The sequence below is a fragment of the Cryobacterium mannosilyticum genome (assembly GCF_004402705.1).
Classification (GTDB): Bacteria; Actinomycetota; Actinomycetes; order Actinomycetales; family Microbacteriaceae; genus Cryobacterium; species Cryobacterium mannosilyticum.
The window spans coordinates 21718-46918 of the sequence record NZ_SOFM01000016.1 but is presented as its reverse complement, the minus strand read 5'-3'; the positions used below and the strand labels follow the sequence as shown (position 1 = coordinate 46918).

Below are 25201 nucleotides of genomic sequence, written 5' to 3'. Positions count from 1 at the left end.
TCAGCGTATTGCTTTACGCTACCGGCCCCGGTCGCCCACGCTGCGCTGGGCAGCCACGGCCGGGTGGTCGTCGGGGAGTCCGTGGCGCTTGCCGGCCGCGAGCAGGGCGAGGTTCTTCTTCTCCCAGTCGCTCACGGCCTGCCGCTGTGGGTCGATTGCCCGGCCGTCGGCGCAGGCAGGGATGCTGCGCCCGCACGTGCAGAAGCCCGGTTTCGCCGGGTCGCCCGAGTGCAGCATCCCGACCCGCCAGATCACCGCCATCGTCCAGTCGAGCTGACGCCCGCCGAGGTCGTTCCGACGTTCGGCTCGCCTGACCAGATCGCTTTCGAGCACGGCGCGGATGCCTCCGCTCACCGTGCGGTCGAACTCACCGGCCACCAGGGCACGAAGTTCGTCGACCTGCCCGGTCAGTTCCGCGATCGTCGCGTCCCGCTCGGCCAGATCGGACTCTGACTTCTCGACGGACTTCCGGTGCACGTTCTGAAGGTCGGCGTACTCGCCGACCCAGAGCATCACGTGGTCGGCGTCCCGGCGTTCGGCCTTCTCGTCGCCCAGGTGGTGCAGGCAGAACGAACAGACCACCTGGTCGCTTGCCGAGGTGAAGTTGAAGGATTGCAGCGACCGGCAGCAAAAGCACTGGGCGCGGATGGCCACATAGAGCGGATACGAGTGCGTCACGGTGTTCTCCCTGGCTGGCCTGCATTCGAGCGTAGCTCGTTGCCGGGAGGACCTGGCAACATTCAATACGACTATTCGACACAAGAACTCGAATAATCCTCGCAATTATGTTCGAGTTGTGGTATTCTCAGTTTATGGCAGGAACCCCTGATCCCCGAGCAACCACCGCCTCCGGTCCAACTGTTGAGGTGGGGATGGCTGCGGATCCCGCCCCAGCCATCCCGGGCACGGATGCCGTCGTGGAGCTCTCCCCGGTGCAGCGGCTGGCCGCGTTGCAGCTGGCCCTGACGGCCGAGCTGGCGGCGGTGCCGTTGGCCAGGCTGAGCGATCTGGACGCGGTCGCGGTGCTCGCCGCGGTCGAGGACCTGGGCCGGAGTGTCGATGCGGCCCGGATCGCGACCGCGTCCGAGGTTGATGTCCGGTCGGTCCGGATCCTACCGGGCCAGTCCCAACCCGCTTTGCCGGCCAGCCTGGGGTGCCGGGACGGGGTGGACGTGATCACCCGCGCCGCCCGCATCTCGGTCAAAGAAACCAAACGCCGCACTCGACTCGGCAGCTTCGTCACGCCCCGCACCGGCGCCGGCCTCATCATGCCGCCGTTCTACCCGGCCGTCGCCGCCGCCCTCACCGCCGGGAAGCTCGGCGTGGAGACAGCGGACGTGATCGTGACCGGGCTGGAACGCATCAGCACCCGGGTCGCCCCCGACGACCTGCACACCGCCGAACGCGCCCTCGTCGCCTGCGCAACCGGAGCGATCACCGAAGAAACCAAAGGGCTCCCCGGCGAAGGCCTCGCGTTTGCCACCGACCTGATCCGCGGCATCGTGCTCCAATGGCAAGCCCGGCTCGACCCCGACGGCACCGCCCCCACCGAACCCATCCGGCAACCCCGCAGCACGATCAGCTTCGGCACTCTCACCGACGGCCTCTACCCCCTCCGCGGCGGCGTCACCCCCGAACTACGCGGCATCATGACCGTCCTCTTCGACACCTACCTCTCCGCACGTTCAACCGCCTTCCCTACCCACGCCGAACAGGGCCTGCCCAACCCCGACCCGACGACGACGGACACCAGGTCCACCAGCACCGAACCGGCCGAGCCGGCCGGTTCCGACCAGCAAGAGGACTGCGGCGCCGACAGCGCCCCGGATGATCTGCCGGCCGGGATCGGGGACGACCGCACCGGCGGCGAGAAACGCGCCGACATCGTCCGGGCCCTCTTCGACCGGGCCGCCCGAGACCCGGCCACCCCCGCCTTGGGCGGCGCCGCCCCCACCGTCCTCGTCCACGTCAACGCGACCGATCTCCTCACCGGCACCGGTGTCGGCTGGGTCGACGGCGTCGACGCCCCCGTCTCGCTCACCACCGTGAAGCAACTCATCTGCACCGGCGGCTATCAAAAGATCCTCTTCGGACCGAACCAGGAAGTGCTCCGCCTGGACCTCAAACAACGCCTCTTCACCCCCGCCCAACGCCGCGCCATCGCCGCCCGCGACGGCGGCTGCATCATCCCCGGCTGCACCTGCCCACCGCACTGGGCCGAACTCCACCACGTCATCCCCTGGGCCGCCGGCGGACCCACCGACATCGACAACGGTGTGATGCTCTGCTGGTTCCATCACCACACCATCGACACCTCCGGTTGGATCATCCGAATGGTCAACGGAACCCCCCAAGTCAAAGCGCCACCCTGGTATGACCCCACCCAAACCTGGCACCCCGCCAACCAAAACCGCACCCGCACCACCAGCACCCGCCTCGTCAGCAACCGCCCCTGACGGTCTCGACCGGATCGACCACCAGTGAGCCCGCGCCGCGACCGCGCGCATGACCCGTGCTCTGCCCTGGGCGTCCTGCCCCATTGAGCTACTCTCAGAGTCTGAACAGAACGGCAGCGGAGGCGAGGAGCGCGCATGTCGAACCAACCGGGTGGCGCACCGCTCTCCTGGGCATCCGCCGCTGCCTTCCGGCGCCACTTCTGGCAGCCGCCCCGGGCCCACGGCGACGTCATCCAGGGGCGCGAGGTCAGTTTCCTCGAACTCTTCTATGACCTCGTCTACGTCGTCGTCATCTCCCAGGCCGCCCACCATCTCTCGGGGGACGTGACGTGGGCGGGCGTGGGCCGGTTCGCCATCGTGTTCGGACTGATCTGGCTGGCCTGGGTCAACGGGGCCACCTATCACGACCTGCACGGCCGCTCCGATGGGCGCACCCGGTCGTACGTCTTTCTGCAAATGGCCGTGTTCGGGCTCCTCGCCGTGTTCACCGGTGAGGCGACGGCAGGCGACGGCCCGGCCTTCGCCGCTGTCTACAGCGTCTACCTCTTCCTGCTCGCCTGGCTCTGGTACACCGTGCGGCGCCAGGACGACCCAGAGTTGCGTTCCAGGGCGACCCCGTACATCGTCGGCGTCGTCGTCTCGGCTGCTCTCGTCGGGGCCAGCGCGCTGCTCCCGGATACGGCGCGCCTCGCGGTGTGGGCGGTCGTCGTCGTCGGCTGGCTGGCTGGGCAGCATCGCCATCCTGGACTGGCGGAACGGGGCCACCCGCGACACCAGCGTCAACGTGAGCGCGTCGTTGATCGAACGGTTCGACCTGTTCACCATCATCGTGCTGGGCGAGGTGGTGGTCGGGGTCGTCAATGGCATCGCGGATGCCGGTCGCACGCCGAGCGCCATCGTCACCGGGATCCTGGGGCTCGGAATCGGATTCGCCTACTGGTGGAGCTACTTCGACTTCGTGGCGGCCAGCCGGGTGAGGTCTGATCGAGGTGCAGTGGCGAGGTGGCTCGTCGGCCATCTCGCGGTGACAATGACGATCGCCGCGACCGGCGGGATCATGGTCAGTATGGTTGAACACGTGCCGAGGAGTCCGACCGCGGCTCCCGCGGCCATGCTGCTGTCGGTTTCGGTGGCCGTCGGCGCCCTCGCTCTCGTCCTCGTCGCGACCTCGCTCGCGAATTGGCAGAGCAAGGCTCCGGTCTACCGCCCGGTCGCGGCGGCGCTGGTGACGGCGGCGGCCGTTGCTCTCCTCCTCGGTTGGCTCGCCCCGCCGCCGTGGCTGCACATCCTGCTGCTGATGCTGACACTCGGCGCCGTCTGGATCTTCGGCAGCCTCACCTGGTTCTCCTACGCCCGTCGAGTCAGGTGACGGGCTCAGTCACCGGCGTCAGGACAGGATGTCCTTGGTGACGAACCGACCATAGGCCAGCGCCCCGAAGACCAGCAGGTAGCCGCCCTGCAGCAGCGCGTTGTTGCCGAACGACGTCCACTCGAGCGGCTGGCGCAACAGGTCGGCGAAGTCGAGCCAGTAGTGGCTGAACAGCCACGGATGCAGCCAGTCCAGCTGCGGGAGCGCGTCGAGCACCTGCGCCACGACCGACACCACGATCGTGGCCGCCATGGCGCCGACCGGCACCTCGGTCAGGGTGGAAATGAACAGGCCGATCGCCGAGAGGCCGAGCATAGAAATGGTGACATAGCCGGCGATCAGCAGCGAACGCAGCACGGACTCCCCCACCCCGATCGTGTCGCCGGAGAGCAGCGTCACCGGGCCGATCGGGAACAGGGCGGCACCGATGGCCGCGCCGGAGACGGCGACGGTGAGAGTGGCGGCCAGGCAGAATACCGCGGCGCCCGCGTACTTGACGATGAGCAGGCGCACCCGCCCGGCGGGGGCCACCAGCAGGTAGCGGAGCGTGCCGAGGCCGGCCTCACCGGCGATGGTGTCGCCGGTGACCACGCCGATCGTCAGCGGCAGGAACAGCGGAATGCAGACCACCATCGCGGTGATCGCCACGAAGAGGCCGTTCTGGGTGACCCGGTCGAGGAAGGGCGGGCCACGCCCCGGCGCCACGGGCGAACTGGACAGCCGCACGGCGACGGCGATCAGCACCGGCACGGCGGCCAGCGCGAGCAGCATCGCCCAGGTGCGGCGACGCCGGAACAGCACGGTGAGCTCCGACACCATCAGCGCCCAGCCGGAGGAGGGCCGCGGCCGGTCGGACAGTGGCGTGCCCGGCCCCGGGAGGCCGGTCGATGGTGTGACGGATGCCGAGGCATCCGCGGGCCGGGTGTCACTGGACAACGTCGAACCCCTCTCCCGTCAGCGCCACGAACCGCTCCTCGAGGCTGGCGCCCACCACCGCGAACCCGCGCACGCGCACTCCGGCAGCGACGAGAGCGGCGACGATCGTCTCGGGGGCCGCCGCACCCTCGGGCAGGGGCGCGCTGAGCAGGTCGTCGGTGACCCGGTCGCCCGCCGCGATTCCGAACCCGGCGAGCACCCGGCGCGCGTCGGCGACATCCGGGGTGCGCACCCGCAGATGGGCCTCGCCCACCCGGCGCAGTTCGTCGAGCGTGCCCTGCGCCACCAGGCTGCCGGCGCTCATCACGGCCGCGTGCGTGCACATCTGCTCAACCTCGGCCAGCAGGTGGCTGGAGACGAAGACCGTGGTGCCTTCGGCGGCCAACGACCGCACCAGGCTGCGCACCTCCCGGGTGCCCTGGGGGTCGAGACCGTTCGTCGGCTCGTCGAGCACGAGCAGCTCCCGCGGAACCAGCAGCGCGTTCGCGATGCCGAGCCGCTGCTTCATGCCGAGCGAGTAGGCGCGCACCTTCTTGCCGGCCGCGTGGGTGAGGCCGACCCGCTCGAGGGCCAGGTGCACGCGGGCGGAACGCGTGGCCGACGAGGCGCCCGGGTCGGCGGTGTCGAGCCGGCGCAGGTTGGCGGCTCCGGAGAGGAACGGGTAGAAGGCCGGCCCCTCGACCAGGGCCCCGACCCGCGGCAGCACGTCGCGCAGCCGGCCGGGCATCACCTGGCCGAGCACCGCGATGTCGCCGCTGGTGGCGGCGGCGAGCCCGAGCAGCATCCTGATCGACGTGGTCTTGCCTGACCCGTTGGGGCCGAGGAAGCCGAACACGGCACCGCGCGGCACCGACAGGTCGATGCCGGCGACGGCCGTCTGGTGGCCGAACCGCTTGGTCAGCCCCCGGGTCTCGATCGCCAGTTCGACGGACGGGGTAGCGGAGGTCACCCCCCGACGGCCGCGGCCTGCAGCCGCTCCGCCGGAACCGATCCGGCGAACACCCGGCCGTCGTCGGTGACCAGCACAGTGACCAGCGCGGTCGACAGCAGCCGGCCGCCGTCGACGCTCTCGGTCACCTGCGCGAGCAGCGGGTTGGCGAGGAGGTCGGCCGTGACAGTGCCGGCGGGCAGTTCGACGACGGATGCCCAACCGGTGCCGTCAACGGTCACGCCGGGGAGCATACCGCCGCCGTTCTTCGGCTGCTCGGCCTTCAGCTCCTCGAGGAACTTCTTCGCCTCCTCCGCGGTGGCGGGCATCTTCGTGCCGGTCATGGCCTTGTCGCGCATCGCGCTGTCATGAATCGCCGACGGGTCCGGCAGTGTCTTCTCTTCGACCTTCGCGCCGGCGGGCGGGGTGAAGTCGAACAGGTCCGCATTCGGCGCGTCGAGGGAGAGCCTGGTGAAGGCGAGGGAGAAGGCCGGGGCGGACTGGCCTCGGGCCTGCACCTCGACCCGGAGCGGCATCCCGGTTTCGGAGTCTACCGCGATCGACACCTCGCCGACCAGGGTCGCGTCGGTGCGCGGAGTGAGCCGCAGTTCGTAGGCGGTGCGGCCGGCCACCCGGGTGTCCTTGCCGACGGTGACGGCGGTGCTCGGGTCGATCGCCGCGAGCATCCGTTCGGCCAGTTGCGCCGGCGTCTGTTGGGCGCCGTCGGCCTCCGGGCGCGGCATTCCGGTCGTGTCCGGAAGGGTGACGTGGAGGGCGGTGTTGTCCTTGGAGTTGTACATCCAGACGTCGGAGGCGTTGCGCACCAGGTCGCGTTCGGCGAGCCGGTCCATGATCTGCACGCGCACGTTTTCCGGCCCGTTGAGGTAGATCCGGGCCGTGTGCGACCCGGTGAGCAGCTCGAGCGCGGAGGAGGCGGAGGCATCCGCACCGGACCCGGTGCTGGGGAGGGAGGGGAGGCCGAGCTCAGAGGTCTGTTCGATCGTGCCGGAGAGCGCCGTCACGTTGCTGTCGCCGATCATGGCGAGCACCTGGGCCGGGGTCTTGTCGGGCAGGTCCACGGCCGCGCCGGCCTGGAGCGGCACGGTCAGCACGCCGACGATGACGACGGCGGGGACGACCGCCACGGGGAGCCAGGTGCGCAAACGGCGGTTCATGACAGCCTCCTTCGACTGACGCAATTCATACTGCGATCCTACGTCCGGCCTCGCCGGACCACACCCCTCCCGGGTGCCGGATGCCCCCGCACTCGGCGAACTCTCAGCGCGCGGTGCCCGCCGTGCCCGCCGAGCCAGCGCGCTGCGCAAGCCGGCGCCGAGCGCGCCACCTGCGCCGCTTCGCTCCTGGTGCGCCTGTAGCGCAGCGGCGCAGCAGGCGCGGTCGGCGGCGCGCGGGCACGCCATCCGCGCTTGGGCGACCAGGTCAGACCGGGCGATGCGCCGCGGCCTTCTCGCAGCAGCCGGGGGAACAGACATCGCGCCACGGCCCGAGGGAGGTCAGGGCCGCCCGCACCGGGGTCGCTCCGGTCGGAATGCGCTCGAGCAGGAGGTCGACGAGGCCGGCGACGAACGCCGGGTGGAGACCGGGCGTGGGAACCCGCAGGAAGGCCAGGCCGCGAGCGGCGGCCGTGGCGGCGGCCTCGGTGTCGAGGTCCCAGATGACCTCCATGTGGTCGGAGATGAAGCCGAGCGGGACGACCACCACGGCCGTGCCGCCGGCGGCGGCGAGGCCGGTGATCGCGTCGTTGACGTCGGGCTCGAGCCAGGGCATGCCGGCCGGGCCGGAGCGGGACTGGTAGGCCAGCGACCAGTCCGGGCGGCCGGTCTCCGGCAGCGCGGCCATGATCACCTCGGCCACGGCACGGTGCTGGGCCACGTAGGCGCCGCCCGGCCCCCAGCCGACGTCCCGCGGGCCGCTCGCGGCGGCATCCGCGGACGGGATCGAGTGGGTTGTGAAGAGGATGTGCGTGTCGCCGGTCGCGACGTTCCGCCCGGCCAGGGCGGCGAGGGCCGTCCGGAGTCCGTCGATGAAGGGAGTGACGAAGCCGGGGTGGTCGAAGTACGGTCGCACCGCGTCGAGGGTCACCCGGCCGGCGAGTGCGGTGTGCGCCGCCGCCTGGGCCAGGTCTTCGCGGTACTGCCGGCAGCTCGAGTAGGAGCTGTACGCGCTGGTGGTGAGCGCGAGCAGCCGGGTGTGCCCGGCCGCCGCAGCCTCGGCGACGGCGTCACCGAGGTAGGGCACCCAGTTGCGGTTGCCCCAGTAGACCGGCAGGTCGATGCCGCGGCCGGCGAGTTCGCTCTCCAGCGCCGACTTCAGCGCCCGGTTCTGCTCGTTGACGGGACTGATCCCGCCGCGGGCCCGGTAGTGCGTCGCCACGGCCTCGAGCCGGGACTCCGGGATGCCGCGCCCGCGGGTCACATTGCGGAGGAACGGGATCACGTCGTCCTGGCCCTCCGGCCCGCCGAACCCGAGCAGCAGCACGGCGTCGTAGGCCGGCGTGGCGCTTCCCACGTCAGGCGCCGGCGTCGAGCGCCGCCGCGGCCGGCTGGTACGGGCAGGCCGGGTCCTCGCCGAGCGGGTCGCCACTGTCGGCGTAGGCCCTGGCCCGGGATCCGCCGCACAGGTCGGCGTAGTCGCAGCTGCCGCAGCGCCCGGTGAACTCGGTGGCCCGAATCTGCTTGAGCAGGGTGTTGTCCCGGTAGATCTCCGCGAGCGGCGTGGTGAGCACATTGCCGAGGCCCAGCGGCAGGAACCCGGCCGGGTAGACCTCCCCGTCGTAGGCGACGAACACGATGCCCTTGCCGTCCCTGGTCGAGGCCGTCTGCGCCCGGGGCAACCCGATCGGAGGCCCCATCAGGGTTTCGAGCCGCTCGGTCAGCGCGAGGTAACGCGAGGTGGCGGGTGCGGGGTCGCCGGCCCGGCGGCGGGCGACCACCCGGCGGAAGAACGGCGCCTCGACCGTGCGCACGATGAAGCCGTGCTGGGACGCGTCGAAGAGGAAGTGGCAGATCTCCTCGTGTTCGAGGGCGGAGACGGCCTCGGTGGATACCCCTCGCCCCACCTGGACGAGGAAGAAGACCTCCCAGATCGACGCGCCCGCGTCGGCGATGAGGGCCGCGACATCCGCCAGTTCGTCGACGTTGGCGCGCATCACCGTCGTGTTCACCTGCACGGTCAGCCCGGCCGCGGAGAGCGCCCGGATGGCCCGCACGGTGTCGTCGAAGTGGCCGGGAATGCCGCGCACGCCCTCGTGGGTCGCGGCGATCGCGCCGTCGAGGCTGATCGAGACGGCCTTGACCCCGCTGGCGACGATCTTCTCGATCATCTCGGCGGTCAGGGTGGGCGTCACCGACGGGGAGAGCGCGGTCGGCAGGCCGAGTCCCGTCGCGTAGTCGACGAGTTCGAAGAGGTCGGGCCGCATCAGGCAGTCGCCGCCGGTGAGTACGAGGATCGGGTAGGGGCGGCCGAAGCCCGCGACCTGGTCGATCAGGTTCTTGCCCTGCTCGGTGGTGAGTTCGCCGGGCAGGGCCTGCATGGTCGCGCTGGCGCGGCAGTGCTTGCAGGCGAGCGCGCAGGCGCGGGTGGTCTCCCAGAAGACGAGCATCGGCCGCAGGGCGTAGTCCGGACCGGGACCACGCTTCCGGGTCGGCACGCTGGGGAGCACTCCGGCCTGGTCGACGGTGTTCATGACCGCGACCGGCAGGACCCCGCCGGGCAGGACCGCGCCGGGCAGGACCGCGCCGGGCAGGTCCGCGCCGCTCATGACGCCACCTCGGTGAGGGGCCGGTCACCGGAGAGGAGGGCGGCGAGCGAGTCGGCCGTGCGTTCGGCGTCCACGATGCAGCTGGCCAGTCCGACGCCACGGTAAGACGACCCGGTCAACCGGATGCCGGGAAGGGCCAGCAGGGCCGTCGTCGCGGCGTCGAGGCGGGCCTGGTGGCCGACCACGTATTGCGGCATCCCTTGGGGCCACCGCTCGATATGCCGTTCGACCGGGCGTTGGGTCAGCCCCATCGCCTCGACCAGTTCGCCGTGGATGAGGTCGACGAGGGTGTCGTCGTCGAGGTCGAGCCAGCGGTTGTCGCCGCGCCGGCCGACCATGCAGCGGATCAGGACGAGCTCGTCGTTGGCGAGGTGCGGCCATTTCGCACTCGACCAGGTGCAGCCGACCACAAGCTTGTCCTCGATCGGCGGAACGAGGAATCCGGTGCCGTGCAGTTCGGCGGGGGCCGCGGAGCGCGGGTAGGCGAGGCAGACGGTGGCGACGTCCACGTAGGGCACGTCGGCCAGAGCGGCGGCCAGCTCGGGCGACTCGCCGCCGAGGAGCTCGGCGGCCACACCGGCCGAGGCGGCGAGCACGACGGCATCCGCTTCGATGTTCCTGCCGTCGGCGAGGCCGACCGTGTAGCCGTCGCCGGTGCGGGTGATCAGTGAGGCCGGGCTGCCGAGGCGGATGTCGTCGCCCGCCAGCCGGGCCGCGAGGGCGTCGATCAGGGTGGCCAGTCCGCCGCGGAGGGTGACCAGGGCGGCGCCGCCGGTCTTCGGCGGGGCGGCGCGGCGGCGCCTGCCGAGGGCGAGGTAGAGGCTGCGGTTGGTGCGGGCGAGGCCCTCGATGTCGGGAGCCGTGCTGTGCGCGCTGAGTTCGTCGGCCCGGCCGGCGTGCACACCACCGAGCAGCGGGTCCACCAGCCGGTCGAACACCTCCGCTCCCATCCGCGGGCGGACCAGCTCGGCGATCGTCGGATCGGCCGGCTTCGGGCCAGGGCGGCGGGGCAGCACGATGTCGAGGGCCGCCCTGGCCACCCCGGACGGGGAGAGCAGTCCGCTCCAGAGCAGGGGCAGCAGCCGGTCGGGGATGCCGAACAAGGTGCCGGCCGGGAGCCGGCGGAGCTTGCCGCGGGACCAGATCCGGGCGCCGCCCGCGTTGGGTTCGACGACGAGGTCGCCGAGCCCGAGGTCGTCGATCAGGGTGGCGACGACGGGGGAACGCACCATCAGGGCGTCTGGTCCGACGTCGACGGCCTGGCCGCCGAACGGCACCGTGGCGATCTTCCCGCCGAGCCGCGGACCACCCTCGACTAGGGTGACCTGCACCCCGTCCCCGAGCCGGCGGTGCAGATAGTGTGCACTCGTCAATCCGCTGATTCCGCCGCCGATGATGACAATCCGTGGTCGCGAGTGCACTGTATATTCCTCCAATTGCCGGGGAACCAGCGCAGCCGACGCCCTGTGGCAATCCTTGTCATCTCCGATCCTACGGCGGTCAATGCCACGGAATTCGCGGCAGACGGGCGGCGGCACAACCGAAGTCGTCGGTTTGCACGTCTGTGCACGACACGGGCGAGCACGGGGCCGAGCGGGGCCCAGCACGGGAAACGGCTCTCGACCTGCGCCCGGCACCCGCACCGTCCGGCACCTGCCGACATCCATTCCGATTCGGGTATATGCACTGCCGGGGCCGCCGGGAGCCGGGGTTGCGCCGGCTCCCGGCGGGGCGTCAGCGCGCGAGGAAGGCGAGCAGGACGGCGTTCACCTCGGCGGCGTGGGTCCAGAGCAGGCCGTGCGGCGCGCCCTTGATCTCCACGTACTCGGCGTCGGGGAGGAGCCGGGAGAACGGCCGGCCGGCCGCGTCGATCGGCAGGATGTTGTCGCTCGTGCCGTGCACGATCAGGGTGGGCACGTCTATCCTGGGGATGTCCTGGCGGAAGTCGGTGATCCAGCTCAGCGGGGCCGCGGCCGCGGCGTAGAACCCGGACCCGGCGGCGACGTCCCAGCTGTGCCGGAGGGCCTCCTCGCTCAGCCGGGTGCCGAGGTTCTCCTCGGTGTTGTAGAAGCCCGTGTAGAAGTCGGTGAAGTAGGCGTAGCGGTCCGCCTTCACGCTGGCGACGATTCCGTCGAAGAACTCCTTCGGCGCCGCACCGTCCGGGTTGTCCTCGGTCTGGAGGAGGAAGGGTTCCAGCGAGGCGAGGAAGGCGGCCTTCGCCACCCGGGCCGAGCCATAGGTGCTGAGGTACCGGGCGACCTCGCCGGTCCCCATCGAGAAGCCGGCCAGCACCACACCCTTCAGGTCGAGGGTCTCGAGTACGGTGTTGAGGTCCGCGGCGAAGGTGTCGTAGTCGTAGCCTGCGGCCGGCTGGCTGGACTGGCCGAATCCGCGACGGTCGTAGGTGATGACCCGGTAGCCGGCGTCGAGGAGGGCTGCGGTCTGCTTCTCCCAGGACCTGCCGTCGAGCGGATACCCGTGGATCAGCACGACGGGCGTCCCGCTGCCGTGGTCCTCGTAGTAGAGGTCGATATTCGTGCTGTTCTCGGTTCCGACAGTGATAAACGACATCTTTCGATTCCTTTCATCGGCAGAGAACGATCGTTCTCTGATCTGTTTGATAGTGTAGAGAACCTGCGTTCTCTGCGCAAGTGAGGCTGTGTGAATTCAATGGACGAACGAAATGACGCCCAGAAAGCTGCGATCGACGCGGCGGACCGGCTGTTCTATGCCCGCGGCATCCAGGCGGTCACGATGGATGAACTGCGCTCGGAGACCGGGATCTCCCTGAAGAAGCTCTACTCGCTGTTCGACTCGAAGGAGGCGATCCTGCTCGCTGTGCTCGACCGGCGCCACGAGTTGTGGACCTCGGGGATCGCCCGCGCCGCCGACGCGGTGTCCACCCCGACGGACAGGCTGCTGTCCATCTACGATTTCCTCCACGACTGGTTCACCGACGGCAACTACCGAGGTTGCGGTTTCATCAACGCCTTCGGTGAGCTCGGCGCCACGGTTCCCGCCGTCGCCCTCGCCGCGCGGGAGCAGAAGGAGTCGTTCCAGCGCTACGTCGCCGACCTCGTCGAGCAGGCGGGGGCGCCGGCGAGCCTGGCCCCGCAGCTGGCCATCCTGGCCGAGGGCGCTCAGACCACCGCGGCGATCTCGGGCAGCGCGGATGCCGCCCGCTCGGCCCGCGACGCCGCGGATATCCTCATCGGCGCGGCCCTGCGGCGCTGAAGTCGGCCGCCGGCTCCTGGACGAGCGCGGCTCCAGGAGGCCAGGAAGGCCACCGAGATCGCGAGGGAGATCAGCAGCATCATGCCGGGCTTCCGGGCCTTGACCTCGTCCACGGCGCCGGCGAGGAAGGGCCGGCCGCGCCAGGCGAAGATCACCGAACCGAGCAGCGGCGAGACCCAGCCGAGCCCGGGCAGCGGGGGAAGCCGGTAGCCCAGGACGTCCCGGCGAGGCACGAAAGCCTCGTAGCATGGCGGAGGAACCCAGGGAGCAGAAGATGAGAATTGTGGTCACCGGCGGAAGCGGCAAACTCGGCAGGACCGTCGTGCGAAGGCTCACCGAGGAGGGGCACCAGGTGCTCAACCTCGACCGGGCCGGGGAGAAGAGCCACGGCCTCGTGCTGATCGACCTCACCGACTACGGCCAGGTCCTCGACGCGGTCCTCGGCGTCGACGACCGGCACACCGGGTTCGACGCGATCGTGCACCTGGGGGCCATCCCCGCCCCGGGTCTCGTTCCCGACGTCGCCACGTTCCACAACAACATCCTCTCCACCTACAACGTGTTCCAGGCGGCCCGGCGGGCAGGCATCCGCCGCCTGGTCTACGCGTCGAGCGAGACGGTGCTCGGGCTGCCGTTCGAGACCGACCCGCCCTATCTCCCCGTGGACGAGGAGTACCCGGCCCGGCCGGAGAGCACCTACTCGCTGGTCAAGCACCTGGAAGAGCAGATGGCGATCCAGCTCACCCGCTGGGACCCCACGCTGAGCATCACCGCCCTCCGGTTCTCCAACGTGATGGACCCCGAGGACTACGCCGCGTTCCCCGCCTTCGACAGCGACGCCACCCGGCGCAAGTGGAACCTCTGGGGCTATATCGACGGCCGCGACGGCGCACAGGCCGTGCTGCGCGCGCTGGAGAACGCCCGGCCCGGCTTCGAGGCCTTCATCATCGCCGCCGCCGACACGGTGATGAGCCGGCCCAACGCCGACCTCGCCGCCGAGGTGTTCCCCGGCGTCGAGTTCCGCAAGCAGGTCGGCGCCAACGAGACGCTGCTCTGCATCGACAAGGCCAGGCGGATGCTCGGCTACGCCCCGGTGCACAGCTGGCGGGATCACGCCGCACCGCGGCCCTGAACCTGTCAGCTTGCTCATCCGATCCCGGGCCTGCCCAGCCGGCACCCAGCCCATCCCCCGTACCGTGGTTGACGGAGTCCCCCACTCCACACGATCGGCCCCGGCCGCAACCTCACCTCCCCCAGGCGTGGTGCAGCCGGGGCTTTTCGCGGCCGCCGTCGACGCCGTCGGCCGGAGTCCGAAACCCACAGGTGGAAAAACCCCGCCCGGGGCATAGAATTATTGCTGTAATAACGACGCATGCCTTCCCCGGACGTGGTTCGCGTGTCGTCAATCGCGATCTTTGCCGCCGTTGGCTGAGATACCTTCACCGCCCGGCCGCCTCTCGATCAATCCAATCAAGCCACTCCCGTGGTGCTCCGCCTGCAGCCGAGCACCGGTGGCTGGAAGGGCTCTTACTCAAGCGATGACATTCCCCCGCGACAACTCAGTGGCAGAACCTCCACCTCGGCCCGCATCCTGATCAACCGTCATTCTGACAAGCAGAACCCCATTCCAGGCCGATACCGAGCAGGGCACGACATATGACTTCTCCGCAGAACCCCCTTTCTCACGCCGAAACGCTCGACCGCCTGCACAGCCTGCGCGGCGTGCTGTTCGACCTCGACGGGGTGCTCACGCCGACCGCTGACGTGCACATGCACGCATGGTCTCGCCTGTTCACCCCGTACCTGGAGGAGCAGGGCGTCTCCCCCGCGTACAGCGACGCCGACTACTTCGAGTACATCGACGGCAAGCCCCGCTACGACGGTGTGCGCAGCCTGCTGGCCTCCCGCGGGATCACGCTCCCCGACGGGCTGCCGACGGATGCCCCCGACCAAGAGACCGTGTGCGGCCTCGGCAACCGCAAGAACGAGGCCTTCAACGAGACCCTGGCCGAAGAGGGCGTGACGCCGTACCCCGGCTCGATCGAGTTCCTCGACTTCGTCACCAGCGCCGGACTGCTCGTTGCCGTCGTCACCAGTTCGCGCAACGGCGAGCTGACCCTCGCCGCCGCGGGCATCCGGGACCGGTTCGAGGTCGTCGTCGACGGCCTCCTCTCCGCCTCGCGCGGACTCGCCGGCAAGCCGGCCGCTGACACCTACGAGCTGGGCGCGGAGCTGCTCGGCCTCACCCCCGCTGAGTGCGTCGTCGTGGAGGACGCCCAGTCGGGCATCCAGGCCGGCCGCGCGGGCAACTTCGGCCTCGTGCTCGGCGTCGACCGCGGCGTGGGCAGGCAGACCCTGCTCGACGCGGGCGCCGACATCGTGGTCTCCGACCTCGACGAGCTCGTGCCGGCATCCGTCACCATCACCCCGAACACCACCTCAGCCACCACGGAGGCGAACGCATGAACCTGAACCCCTCGGATCCCCTCGATCGCAACCGGTTCCCCGTCGACGAGTGGGCACTCGTCGAGAACGCCTTCTCGGGCGAGGACATGGGCCGCACCGAGACCCTGTTCGCGGTCGGCAACGGCTACCTCGGCCTGCGCGGCAACGTCGACGAGGGTCGCGACGGCCACGTGCAGGGCACCTTCATCAACGGCTTCCACGAGACGTGGCCGATCCGGCACGCTGAAGAGGCCTTCGGCTTCGCCCGCGTCGGCCAGACCATCGTCAACGCGCCGGATGCCAAGGTCATCCGCATCTATGTCGACGACGAGCCCCTCGTGCTGACCCTGGCCGACCTGCTCAGCTACGAGCGTCGCCTGGACTTCGCCGACGGCGTGCTGTCCCGCTCCCTGGTCTGGCGCACGCCGTCGGGCAAGCGGGTACTGATCCGGTCCCGCCGGGTGGTCTCCTTCACCGAACGCCACCTGGCGGTGCTGCAGTACGAGGTGACCATGCTCGACGCCGACGCCTCCGTGGTCATCTCCAGCCAGATCCTCAACCGGCAGGACGGCATGGGCGAGTACGACGCCCCGAGGGCCGGGGGCGGCAAGGACTTCGACCCGCGCAAGGCGGAGTCGTTCACCGACCGGGTGCTGCAGCCGCGGTTCAAGCGCGCCTCCGACGGCCGCTACATCCTCGGTTTCCGCTGCACCAACTCGGGCATGACGATCGCCTGTGGCGCCGACCACGCGATCGACACCGCCAACGAGTTCGAGGAGTCGTCGCAGATCGGCGACGACATGGCCAAGCATGTCTACAAGATCAAGGCGACGCAGGGCAACGTCATCCGCATCACCAAGACGCTGAGCTACCACACCTCGACCGGCGTGCCCACCCAGGAGCTCGCCGACCGCTGCGACCGCACCCTCGACCGGGCGCGCAAGGAAGGCCTCGAGGCCATCCTCACGGCGCAGCGCGACTGGCTCGACGCCTTCTGGGCGCGAACGGATGTCCAGCTCGCCGGCCAGCCCTCGCTCCAGCAGGCCACCCGCTGGAACCTGTTCCAGCTCGCCCAGGCGTCGATGCGCGCCGACGGCCAGGGTGTGTCCGCGAAGGGGGTCTCCGGCTCCGGCTACGGCGGCCACTACTTCTGGGACACCGAGGTCTACGTGCTGCCGTTCCTCACCTACACGTCCCCGAACGCGGCGCGGAACGCCCTGCGCTTCCGGCACGCGATGCTCGACCACGCCAGGATGCGCGCCCGCGAGCTGAACCAGCTCGGCGCCCTCTTTCCGTGGCGCACCATCAACGGCCTCGAGTCTTCGGCGTACTACGCCGCTGGAACCGCGCAGTACCACATCGACGCCGACGTCGCCTATGCGCTCGGCCAGTACGTGGCGGCGACCGGCGATGAGGACTTCCTCTCCCGCGAGGCGATCGACATCCTCGTCGAGACCGCCCGGATGTGGGCGGACCTCGGCTTCTGGCGCGGCAACGGCAACGACGTCTTCCACATCCACGGCGTCACCGGGCCGGACGAGTACACCACCGTCGTCAACGACAACCTGTACACGAACATCATGGCCAGGGCCAACCTCCGCTCCGCCGTCACCGCGGTGCGGCGGCTGCGCTACATCGACATCGACTCCTACAACGCCATGGTCGCCCGGCTCGGCCTGGACCAGACCGAGGTCGTGGAATGGGCCTTCGCCGCCGAGGCGATGCACATCCCGTTCGATGAGACCCTGGGCATCCACCCGCAGGATGCCCAGTTCCTCGAGAAGGAACGCTGGGACCTGTCAGCGACGCCGGCGGCCAACCGGCCGCTGCTGCTGCACTACCACCCCCTCGTGATCTACCGCTTCCAGGTGCTCAAGCAGGCGGATGTCGTGCTCGCCCTCCTCCTGCAGGGCGACCAGTTCACGGCCGAGCAGAAGCGCGCCGACTTCGACTACTACGACCCGATCACGACCGGAGACTCGACCCTCTCCGACGTGGTGCAGTCGATCATCGCGGCCGAGGTGGGCTACCACGAACTCGCCCTCAAGCACTTCACCTCCGGGCTCTTCGTGGACCTCGCCGACCTGCACCACAACGCGGCGGACGGCGTGCACGTGGCCTCGGCCGGCGGCGTCTGGAGCGCGCTCGTCTACGGCTTCGGCGGCCTGCGCGACCACAACGGGCGGATCACCCTCGACCCGCGCCTGCCGGTCGACTGGGAGGAACTCACCTTCCGGATCACCCTCAGAGGCACCCGGGTGCGCTTCGATCTTCGCCAGAAGGAGATCGTGCTCACGATCGAAGAGGGCGACGCGGCCAGGCTCGCCGTGCGCGGGGTTGCCTTCGACCTCGTGGCCGGCCACCCGGTGACCGTCCCGCTGTCCCACCAGGGGCTGCGTGACGCCGGTGCCCCCTCGCCCGCGGCGATCGAGGGCGGCCGCCGCGCGGACGGCACCGTCATCACGTCGTCGATCCCCACGATCGCGCACGTGTTCGACTTCGAGGTCAACGACTGACCAGCGGGCTCAGCGACTGACCAGCGGCGCTCAACCTCGGCGCCGTCGGCTGCGGCATCGGCATCGGCATCGGCCTCGGCCTCGGCATCGGCATCGGCCTCAAACTGCGTCAATTTCAGACTCCCGCCGTTCCTGGGGCGTGAATTCAAGGAAACTGAGGCCGCGGAGGTCGACCCATCTGAGGTCGTCGTGATCGACCAGGCGCAAGAGCACTCCCTCGCAGAGCGAGCAGCGAAGCACCAGGCCGTGCGAGTCGGGGTACCACCGTGCGGTCGCCAGCGCCGCGACGGCCCCGCACTGTTCGCACCGCCCGCGTGCCATCGTCACGTCGAAGGTGAAGATCTCGGAGAGGGCCCCGGCCGCGGCGTTCCCGTCGAGATAGCTGTCCTTCCCACCGAGCCTGGCCGATGCGTCGCCGTCCATCGGTCCCCTGTCATGTGTCTCGATCACGAGGTGTCGCCCATCCCGCCGTAGCGTTCGGCCTTGATCCGGTCCGGGGAATGCCCGGCTTGAACGAGCCAGTCCGCCACAGCCTCCACGAACCCGGTTGCGCCGCACACGAAGACGGCCGGGGTGGACTCCGGCGCAAGCACGGCTGAGGCGAGGGTCGCCGCATCCAGTCGCCCGGCAGGGGTCGGCCACCCCTGAGGAGCACGCCGCGTGTAGACCCAGGTGACCGCGAACCGGCGCGACGTTCGGGACAGCGAGTCGAGTTCGCCGCGATAGAACGCGGATTCCGGGTCGCGCAGCGAGTACAGGAGCCGGAACTCGGACCGGTTACCGGATGCCTCGTGCGCGCGGATCATCGCCATCAGGGGCACGACGCCGGATCCGCCCGCGATCAACTGCACGGGAGAGCTGTCGCCCGGGTGCCAGACGAACCAGCCGCCGATCGGGCCGCGCACCTCGATCTGATCGCCCGTGGAGAGCTGGCGCACGAGATACGGCGAGACCTCGCCGTCGGGCAGTTCCTCGACGGTGATCTCCAGTTCGTCGCCCGGCAGTGCGGACGCCACCGAGTAGGAGCGCACCGCGCTGTAGCCGTCCGCCGCGGTGAGGCGCACGTCGACGTGTTGTCCGGCGACGTGGCCGGAGAGTCCCGGCACCCGCAGCCGGATCGTGCGCGCGCTCGCGGTCTCGGCGCGCACCTCGACCACCTCTGCCACGTTCCAGCCGCTTCTCACCAGTAGCGCTCCTCGCGCCAGGGATCGCCGCGCAGGTGGTAGCCGTTGCTTTCCCAGAATCCCGGCGCGTCCTGGCGGATCAGCTCGAGGCTGCGCAGCCATTTCGCGCTCTTCCAGAAGTAGAGGTGGGGCACCAGGAGCCGGGCCGGGCCGCCGTGTTCGGGCGCGAGGGGCTTGCCGTCGAATTCGTGCACGACCCAGGCCTTGCCATCGCGCAGGTCCGCCACCGGCACGTTCGTGGTGTAGCCGCCATAGCTGTGAGCCATGCTGTACTCGGCCGACGACTCGACCTGGTCGAGGAACGTGTCCAGAGACACACCGCGCCAGCCCGTGCCGAGCTTCGACCAGCTGGTGACACAGTGGATGTCGACGGTCGGCTCCTCTTGCGGCAGCGCCATGAACTCGGCCCAACTCCACCGATGTGTCACGCCGTGCTCCGTCGCGATGGTGAATTCCCAGTCGTCCTCCCGGATTCTGGGGGTGGGGCCCGCGGACAGAACAGGAAAATCCTCGGTCAGGTGCTGCCCCGGCGGCAGACCGGCCGCAGCCTTGCGTCCACGGCCGAAGAAGCCCGGCGTAATGATTCCCATGGTGTTCTCCTTCAGAAGGAATGGTCCGCGCCATCGGGGCCGGCACAAGGGAGCCTATCGGCGCGGACTCTCGAGGTCCATCGTGGTCGGCAGAGTCACTGAGGGAAGGGCGCACGGTAGAATTTCCTGCAAATCGGCCACGTCTCAGGAGAGGCTGCGCCGTGTTCCTGAGAGAGTGGATCCGCTATGCCTGAGCTAGGGACACCACCGGCCGTGCTGCGGTATGCCGCGTTCGCCGCCACACCGGGCGGAGGCAATCCGGCGGGAATCGTTCTGCAGGCCGGCAAGCTTGCCGCGCCGGCGATGCAGCGCATCGCTGCCGAGGTCGGTTACGCCGAAACCGCGTTCGTCACCGAACGGGACATTGCCGGCGATTCGCGGCATCTCCGCCTCCGCTTCTTCTCCCCCGGCGCCGAGGTGCCGTTCTGCGGTCACGCCACCATTGCCACCGCGGTCGCTCTCGCCGAGCGGGCAGGCACGGGGACGTTCGTCTTCGAGACCCTCGTCGGCCCCGTCACGATCGAGACCTCGGCCGATGGCGACGGGATCGTCGCGGCGTTCACGAGCGTCGAGCCGGAGGTGGCGCCCCTCGCGCCCGAGGTGGAAGGCGAATTGTTCTCCCTGCTCGGGCTCGAACGCGGCGACCTGGACCCGCGCTATCCGCTCCTGGCGGCGTTTGCCGGCAACTGGCATCCGATTCTCGTCCTGCGCGAGCGTGCCGCCTTCGACTGCTTCACGTTCGACCCAGGATCAATGCGCACTCTGATGGATGCCCAGGGCTGGCGCGGCACGGTTTCCGTCTTGCACGCGACCACGCCGACCGACTTCGCGGCTCGGAATCTGTTTCCCGTCGGCACCCTGACCGAGGACCCGGCAACCGGATCGGCGGCGGCCTCACTGGGCGGGTACCTCCGTGCCACCGATTCGATAACCGTGCCGGGCACGGTGGCCGTGCACCACGGGGAGCATGTCGGCCGGCCCAGCGTTCTCACGGTCGAGATCCCCCGCACAGGAGGCATCGTGGTGAGCGGGACCGCAGTTCCAATCATCTGAGAAGCCACCGATGGCCTCGCGCGAAACGATCCACCTTCACATTCCCCCGGGAATGACGAAAGGCCCCCGGTTTCCCGGGGGCCTTTCTCGTCCGACTGGGTTTCGCAAATAGATTCAACCTATTTAGCAACCCGCTGTGGGTGTTTCAGCTTATTGCTGCAGCCCAATCATGGCGCGGAAGCTGGCGGCTCTGGAAAAGGGCCATTCCAAGCTATGAGCGATTCCATTCCAGCAGGGTACGCAATCCAAGGATTCGCCCATGGCTTTGACGGCGGACCATGGTGTGAATCGCGCTTTCCTGTCTGAACTACTGAACGGCGACGAACACCTTGTCCGTGAGCAGGCCCGGAACGACGGCGAGGACACCCTGGCCAGCGGTGGCAGTCGGAACCTCAATGGCGACATCGCCTGTGGCGGTGCCATCTGTGTAGAGCGTACTCATGGTGTCGATGGGCGCCGGTGCGGTGACGAATTTGTCAAGCCCGTTGACGGTCGTGCCATCTGCCGTGACATATTCGACCGTCACGAAGGCGGGCATGTCCCCGTCAGGATCGGCGCCGATGTAGGTAACGGAGTAGTTCACAAGGATGTACTCCGACCCCTCGGTCGGTGACTCATTGAACTGGTTGCCAGCGAGAACGGCGTCTGTAGCGGCGAGGGTGACGGAGTTGATCACGACCCGCCAGTCTTTGGACTCGATGACCGAGCCGATCGGGTAAGGGTTCTTGCGGGTTCCTGCTTCGGCGGCCGGCTCTTCCTTCGCTGCTCCATCATCGACACCTGCGCCGTCAGACGGTTTGACGACCGTAGTGGTGCCGCTGCCGAAGGCGTCGTCGACCGACGTCGCGACGACGGCAAGAAACACGCTGACCCCGACAATCGTTCCCACGATCGAGACGATCAGGGCGGTGATGCTCATCCATTTGGCCCTGTCCTTGAGGAACAGAGAAACGAGAGCCAGCACGAATGCGATCGGCAGGAGTATCCAGCCGATGATGAGTGCACCGGGGATGCAGGCGAAGATGAACCCGAGCGCCGCTGTGATGAGGGCGATGAGTCCGATGACGTTCAACGGCTTCTTGACCTTTGCCGGCGGCGCTGGGGGCGTCTGGGTTGTGTCCTGCATGGAGGGCTCCGGTGAAACTGGAGCGGATTCGGTCGTGTGCGGATCAATGCTCATGATTACCTTTCAAAGCCGCCTCAACAAGGAGTCGACGTGATGATGTATGTGACAACTTGGGGGTCCGGCGATTCCAATCAGACGTTGAAATTAGCCATCCTCGCGGGCGCATCAAGAGACCCCCTCCCCCGGGGAAACGCTTCCGCCATGCCCGAAAACTAGCAGAGTGAGTGTCCCAGACTCGCCGTCCGTTGGCGTTTCGGACTGGGATGTGCCTCTCATTGGGGGTTCATAGAAAAAGTCAAGCAATCATTCAGACTGCGGCCCCGCATCACGCGTCTTAGCCGCACGCTAGGGTCAGATTAAGGCAAGTCGAACACCCCGTGCATGCATGCGAAGCCGTCTGCCGCCGCACGACTCGTTCTAGGGGGAACTATGACCAAATTCGTCACGGGGCTCATTATTATCGGAACGGCTAGGACAGCGGCTCTCGCGGGTTGCTCGAGCGCACCCGCCAGTAGTAATGCATCTATTGCAGAATTTGCATAAATAATAGGGCTCCCCTGATCACCGTTCCGCCGTGATCCACCATCAGCCCGCTCTCCCCTGGATTCTGCTGGACGATGTCAGTCACCTTTCAGTCGATGGCGAGTTCGCAGCCGCGTACCCGGCTGAGCCTGGCCTCAGCCTCAGCGGCGAAGTTCATGGTCGATAATCTGCATGCGATCGCTCGGCGCAGGCTGGGTCAGCGGTGCGCGAGCCGAAGGAATACCCGCAGATTACGGGCCGGTACAACGCCTCATTCGTCGAGGACGATAACGGCACACGGTCGGGTTCATCCACAATCCGCCTCGAAAGACGGTTGCAGGCTGAGTCAGCCTGCGAGCCCCAGAGCCGCTAATCGACAGGCCGAGGTCGTCGAGCGGATGCCACCCGGCCAACGCGTGGTCGTCGAGGGTCTTCAGCTGGGAACAGATTCCAGCCCGGCACTCATAACTGCAGGTTGATCTCGAGTCACCAGGGAAGGCGTAACCACGGGCAACGAAGTCAGCGCATCGGGTGACACTCCAAGCTCACGGTATGCCCGGTGTAGCCCCGAGACCGCGGCGCCAACAGCGCCAGACATATCACCCAGGCCGGGGAGAACCAGCTTTGGGCTTGAGTGAAGATTCTGTCGCAAGGCATCCTCGTACCGGGTGAGGCTGGATGCAAGTGACTTGGCTATTCCTCCGCCCAAAACGATAATCTCGGGTTCGCAGCTGACAGTGATTGCGGTCAGGACGATGAGCAGAGCGTGGTCGAAGTTGCCCCGGAGCGTGGTGATCGCGTTCGATGGATCGGACACGAACAGTTCCGCAGGGTCCGCCAGGGTGACTCCCGCCTCTGCTGCTTTGCGTAAGATTCCCGGGCCCGTGACCAGGTGTTCCAGCCGCGTACCCAGCGGTCCGATGGGTAGGTGACCGAATTCTCCAACGAGCCCACGCCGCCCATGAAGGATCGTTCCTTCAATCGCCAGGCCTGCTCCTAGGCCGGCGCCGAGTGTGAGCATCGCGGCGGTTGGATATTGGCTTGCGACCCCAAAATGTTGCTCCCCAAGAAGGGCGTAGTTGACGTCATTATCGATTTCGACGGGTATGCCGAAGCTTGATTCCAGTGCATCGAGAAAACGCCGGTCTTCCACTTGGGCGAGGTTAGACGCATTGGACACCGAACCATCGTCCTGACTCACGGCGCCCGGGAGCCCAACACTGGAGAACTGGATTCGATTCCACATATCGCCAGCAGCTTCTCGAACTTCAGCGACGACCCACTCCCCCAGTTTGGCTGGGGAGAAGTCGGCGGGCGTTCGTATCTCGCGTTCGACGACCGTGCTGCCCAGCAGGTCAACGATGGCAAAGCGAGTATTGGAAGCCCCCAGATCCACGCCCACAACATGCGCGGTATCTGCCTCCAAATCCAGCAGCACGGGCCGTCTGCCCCGGCTTTCCGAGACCAACGCCGACACTTCGCGGACGAGACCCTCCGAGATGAGCTGATCCACTGCCCGCGACACGGTCGCGGCGGAGATGCCCGTGACCTGGGCAATCTGACCACGACTCGTCGGCCGTGACCGAAGGAGCTCCGTTATCACCGTTGCCCGGTTGATCTCTTTAGTGTCTTGGACCATGCCCCTGCCTCACAATTATCTGCACCGTGAGATGAAACCTACCCGATCCGGAGGCTGACTGGCCGCGGTCCAGGCGAAACTGAAAAATTATTGGGAAAGGTATTGCTTTTGGTTGCAAGGTGAAAGTAAAGTGTGTCCTACTTCCTGCTGGAAGTTTCCTCACCAGCCGCACTACTGACCTCCCCACCACACGTTGAAAGGCAATGACGCCCATGAACACTTCATTCTCTCGATCCCGCGACAGAAAGCGACTGATCGTCGCTGGTGCATTGTGCGCGGCACTGTTTCTCTCCGGCTGCAGCGCCGCAGGTCAGGCCACGACCGGGGCCAAACCGTCACAGGCTGCGTCCGCAGAACCCTCGCTCTCGTTCACCGGTCCAAACGGAGAGGTTCCCGGAACGCTCGACGAACTCGCGCTGAGCGACTCCGATAAGTCAAAGGTTGCAGCCGGCAAGTTCACGGCTGCGTTTGTGTGGCACACAACGTCGGAATTCGTGACTGCCGTTGAACGGGGAGCTCGCGCCGAGTTCGAACGGCTCGGCATCAAGGTCGTTGCGAGCACGCAAGCCAACTTCGACGCAGCAACCCAAGCGAACAACTTGGAAACCGTGCTCGCTCTCCACCCCGACATCATTGTTACCACGGCCGTCGACCCGACATCCGCGGCAGCGGCATTCCAGCCGGCCCTCGACAAAGGCACGAAACTCGTCATCATGACAACGCCGCCGAAAGGCTACAAGGCCGGCAAGGACTTCGTGTCTATAGTCACCGTTTCTCTCACGCAGGCGGGCAAGTTCAATGCTGAGTTGCTTGGCAAAGCGCTAGGTGGCAAGGGCGAAATCGGATACATGTATCACGACGCCGACTTCTGGTTCACGAATCAGCGCGACAAGGCATTCAAAGACTGGACGGCCTTTGAATACCCGGACGAGAAGATCGTCGCCGAAGAAGGCTTCACTGACGAAGCCGCCACTCAGGCGATCGCCGCAGCCATGATCGCCCGCAACCCAAACATCAAGGGCATCTACGTTGCCTGGGCAACCGCCGCACAGGGGGTTCTCGCCGCACTTCGTGACGCAGGACGCACCGATATCAAGGTTGTGACCAATGACCTCGATGCAACCCTCGCCGCGGACATGATGCGCGACGGCAACATTGTCGGTCTCGTCGGCAACGGCTCCGTGGCGCTCGGAAAAGGTCTGGCCACGGCGGCCGCCTACGGCGCCCTCAACAAGACGGCACCCCCGCTCATCGCTGTTACTCCCAGCACTATTACCAAATCCACACTCGACGCCGGTTGGAAAGAAGATTACGGAACGAAACCGCCGGCAAGCGTAACCGGCTAGGCCCGAACTGAAGCCGGCCGCCTCCTCCGATGAGGCGGCCGGCACGCAGGCATCGCCACCTCGCGCCCAAACACCG

The 25201-nt window shown here is 68.0% G+C and carries 21 protein-coding genes and 2 pseudogenes; 9 read left to right on the top strand and 14 right to left on the bottom strand.

Annotated elements, in window-relative coordinates; genetic code table 11:
* Positions 1-18: 18 nt before the first annotated feature.
* A complete protein-coding gene (locus E3O32_RS06060; protein ID WP_134507642.1) occupies positions 19-678 on the bottom strand; it encodes a hypothetical protein in 660 nt (219 codons plus the stop codon).
* Between the two features lie 194 nt (positions 679-872).
* Here E3O32_RS06060 and E3O32_RS06055 point away from each other — a divergent pair, with 194 nt between their 5' ends.
* The 3 genes and pseudogenes from E3O32_RS06055 to E3O32_RS06045 all read left to right on the top strand — a co-directional run bounded on the left by E3O32_RS06055 (position 873) and on the right by E3O32_RS06045 (position 3825).
* On the top strand, positions 873-2456 hold the full coding sequence (locus tag E3O32_RS06055) for an HNH endonuclease signature motif containing protein (protein WP_166790790.1): 1584 nt from the start codon (positions 873-875) through the stop codon (positions 2454-2456).
* 135 nt (positions 2457-2591) lie between these two features.
* Positions 2592-3221, top strand: a pseudogene (locus E3O32_RS17570) (low temperature requirement protein A); the annotation flags it as partial.
* A 19-nt stretch (positions 3222-3240) separates the two neighbouring features.
* Positions 3241-3825, top strand: a complete 585-nt coding sequence (locus tag E3O32_RS06045) for a low temperature requirement protein A (RefSeq protein WP_166790789.1) — start codon at positions 3241-3243, stop codon at positions 3823-3825.
* Between the two features lie 18 nt (positions 3826-3843).
* Here the strand turns inward: E3O32_RS06045 and E3O32_RS06040 are convergent, their stop codons facing one another.
* The 7 genes from E3O32_RS06040 to E3O32_RS06010 all read right to left on the bottom strand — a co-directional run bounded on the left by E3O32_RS06040 (position 3844) and on the right by E3O32_RS06010 (position 12041).
* Positions 3844-4644 (bottom strand): ABC transporter permease, encoded by an 801-nt coding sequence (locus E3O32_RS06040; RefSeq protein WP_134507931.1) that lies wholly within the window; start codon positions 4642-4644, stop codon positions 3844-3846.
* Between the two features lie 106 nt (positions 4645-4750).
* Entirely contained in the window at positions 4751-5710 is a 960-nt protein-coding gene (locus E3O32_RS06035; protein WP_134507636.1) for an ABC transporter ATP-binding protein, read from the bottom strand.
* Entirely contained in the window at positions 5707-6864 is a 1158-nt protein-coding gene (locus E3O32_RS06030) for a LolA family protein (protein WP_134507634.1), read from the bottom strand. The genes E3O32_RS06035 and E3O32_RS06030 overlap by 4 nt, the downstream gene beginning before the upstream one ends.
* Before the next feature lie 265 nt (positions 6865-7129).
* Positions 7130-8218: a ferrochelatase gene (locus tag E3O32_RS06025; RefSeq protein WP_241974637.1), complete on the bottom strand. Its 1089-nt coding sequence runs from the start codon at positions 8216-8218 to the stop codon at positions 7130-7132.
* 1 nt (position 8219) lies between these two features.
* Positions 8220-9470: a TIGR04053 family radical SAM/SPASM domain-containing protein gene (locus E3O32_RS06020; protein ID WP_241974629.1), complete on the bottom strand. Its 1251-nt coding sequence runs from the start codon at positions 9468-9470 to the stop codon at positions 8220-8222.
* Positions 9467-10891: a protoporphyrinogen oxidase gene (gene hemG / locus E3O32_RS06015; protein WP_166790788.1), complete on the bottom strand. Its 1425-nt coding sequence runs from the start codon at positions 10889-10891 to the stop codon at positions 9467-9469. The genes E3O32_RS06020 and hemG overlap by 4 nt, the downstream gene beginning before the upstream one ends.
* Positions 10892-11204: 313 nt before the next feature.
* Entirely contained in the window at positions 11205-12041 is an 837-nt protein-coding gene (locus E3O32_RS06010; protein ID WP_134507628.1) for an alpha/beta fold hydrolase, read from the bottom strand.
* A gap of 99 nt (positions 12042-12140) precedes the next feature.
* Between E3O32_RS06010 and E3O32_RS06005 the strand changes: the two genes are divergently transcribed.
* Positions 12141-12704 (top strand): TetR/AcrR family transcriptional regulator, encoded by a 564-nt coding sequence (locus E3O32_RS06005; protein WP_134507626.1) that lies wholly within the window; start codon positions 12141-12143, stop codon positions 12702-12704.
* A gap of 32 nt (positions 12705-12736) precedes the next feature.
* Here E3O32_RS06005 and E3O32_RS17875 read toward each other — a convergent pair.
* Positions 12737-12937: pseudogene (locus E3O32_RS17875) on the bottom strand (hypothetical protein); the annotation flags it as partial.
* A 41-nt stretch (positions 12938-12978) separates the two neighbouring features.
* Here E3O32_RS17875 and E3O32_RS05995 point away from each other — a divergent pair.
* The 3 genes from E3O32_RS05995 to E3O32_RS05985 all read left to right on the top strand — a co-directional run bounded on the left by E3O32_RS05995 (position 12979) and on the right by E3O32_RS05985 (position 17665).
* Positions 12979-13836: an NAD-dependent epimerase/dehydratase family protein gene (locus tag E3O32_RS05995; RefSeq protein WP_134507624.1), complete on the top strand. Its 858-nt coding sequence runs from the start codon at positions 12979-12981 to the stop codon at positions 13834-13836.
* 524 nt (positions 13837-14360) lie between these two features.
* Complete coding sequence (locus tag E3O32_RS05990; RefSeq protein ID WP_134507623.1) at positions 14361-15170, top strand: HAD family hydrolase; 810 nt, start codon at positions 14361-14363, stop codon at positions 15168-15170.
* The gene (locus E3O32_RS05985) at positions 15167-17665 is read left to right on the top strand and encodes a glycoside hydrolase family 65 protein (protein ID WP_134507621.1); all 2499 of its coding nucleotides are present in this window, start codon (positions 15167-15169) and stop codon (positions 17663-17665) included. Before E3O32_RS05990 ends, E3O32_RS05985 begins: the two co-directional genes overlap by 4 nt.
* A 99-nt stretch (positions 17666-17764) precedes the next feature.
* Here E3O32_RS05985 and E3O32_RS05980 read toward each other — a convergent pair whose 3' ends face one another.
* From E3O32_RS05980 to E3O32_RS05970, 3 genes are read right to left on the bottom strand one after another with little or no spacing between them, the layout of a single operon-like run.
* The gene (locus E3O32_RS05980) at positions 17765-18088 is read right to left on the bottom strand and encodes a DUF6510 family protein (protein WP_134507620.1); all 324 of its coding nucleotides are present in this window, start codon (positions 18086-18088) and stop codon (positions 17765-17767) included.
* A 23-nt stretch (positions 18089-18111) separates the two neighbouring features.
* Positions 18112-18849, bottom strand: coding sequence for a ferredoxin reductase (locus tag E3O32_RS05975; protein ID WP_338145183.1), 738 nt, complete (start codon positions 18847-18849; stop codon positions 18112-18114).
* Positions 18846-19439: a sulfite oxidase-like oxidoreductase gene (locus E3O32_RS05970; RefSeq protein WP_134507618.1), complete on the bottom strand. Its 594-nt coding sequence runs from the start codon at positions 19437-19439 to the stop codon at positions 18846-18848. The genes E3O32_RS05975 and E3O32_RS05970 overlap by 4 nt, the downstream gene beginning before the upstream one ends.
* 186 nt (positions 19440-19625) lie before the next feature.
* Here E3O32_RS05970 and E3O32_RS05965 point away from each other — a divergent pair, with 186 nt between their 5' ends.
* Complete coding sequence (locus tag E3O32_RS05965) at positions 19626-20492, top strand: PhzF family phenazine biosynthesis protein (protein ID WP_134507616.1); 867 nt, start codon at positions 19626-19628, stop codon at positions 20490-20492.
* Positions 20493-20799: 307 nt separating this feature from the next.
* Here the strand turns inward: E3O32_RS05965 and E3O32_RS05960 are convergent, their stop codons facing one another.
* Both E3O32_RS05960 and E3O32_RS05955 read right to left on the bottom strand, forming a co-directional pair.
* Positions 20800-21618, bottom strand: coding sequence for a hypothetical protein (locus E3O32_RS05960; RefSeq protein WP_241974628.1), 819 nt, complete (start codon positions 21616-21618; stop codon positions 20800-20802).
* A 955-nt stretch (positions 21619-22573) separates the two neighbouring features.
* Positions 22574-23779, bottom strand: a complete 1206-nt coding sequence (locus tag E3O32_RS05955) for an ROK family transcriptional regulator (RefSeq protein WP_134507614.1) — start codon at positions 23777-23779, stop codon at positions 22574-22576.
* 212 nt (positions 23780-23991) lie between these two features.
* On the opposite strand from E3O32_RS05955, the gene E3O32_RS05950 reads away from it, so the two are divergent.
* Positions 23992-25125 carry a substrate-binding domain-containing protein gene (locus E3O32_RS05950; protein WP_134507613.1) on the top strand — a complete coding sequence of 378 codons (1134 nt, stop codon included), beginning with the start codon at positions 23992-23994 and terminating at the stop codon, positions 25123-25125.
* The last annotated feature ends 76 nt before the right edge of the window (positions 25126-25201 follow it).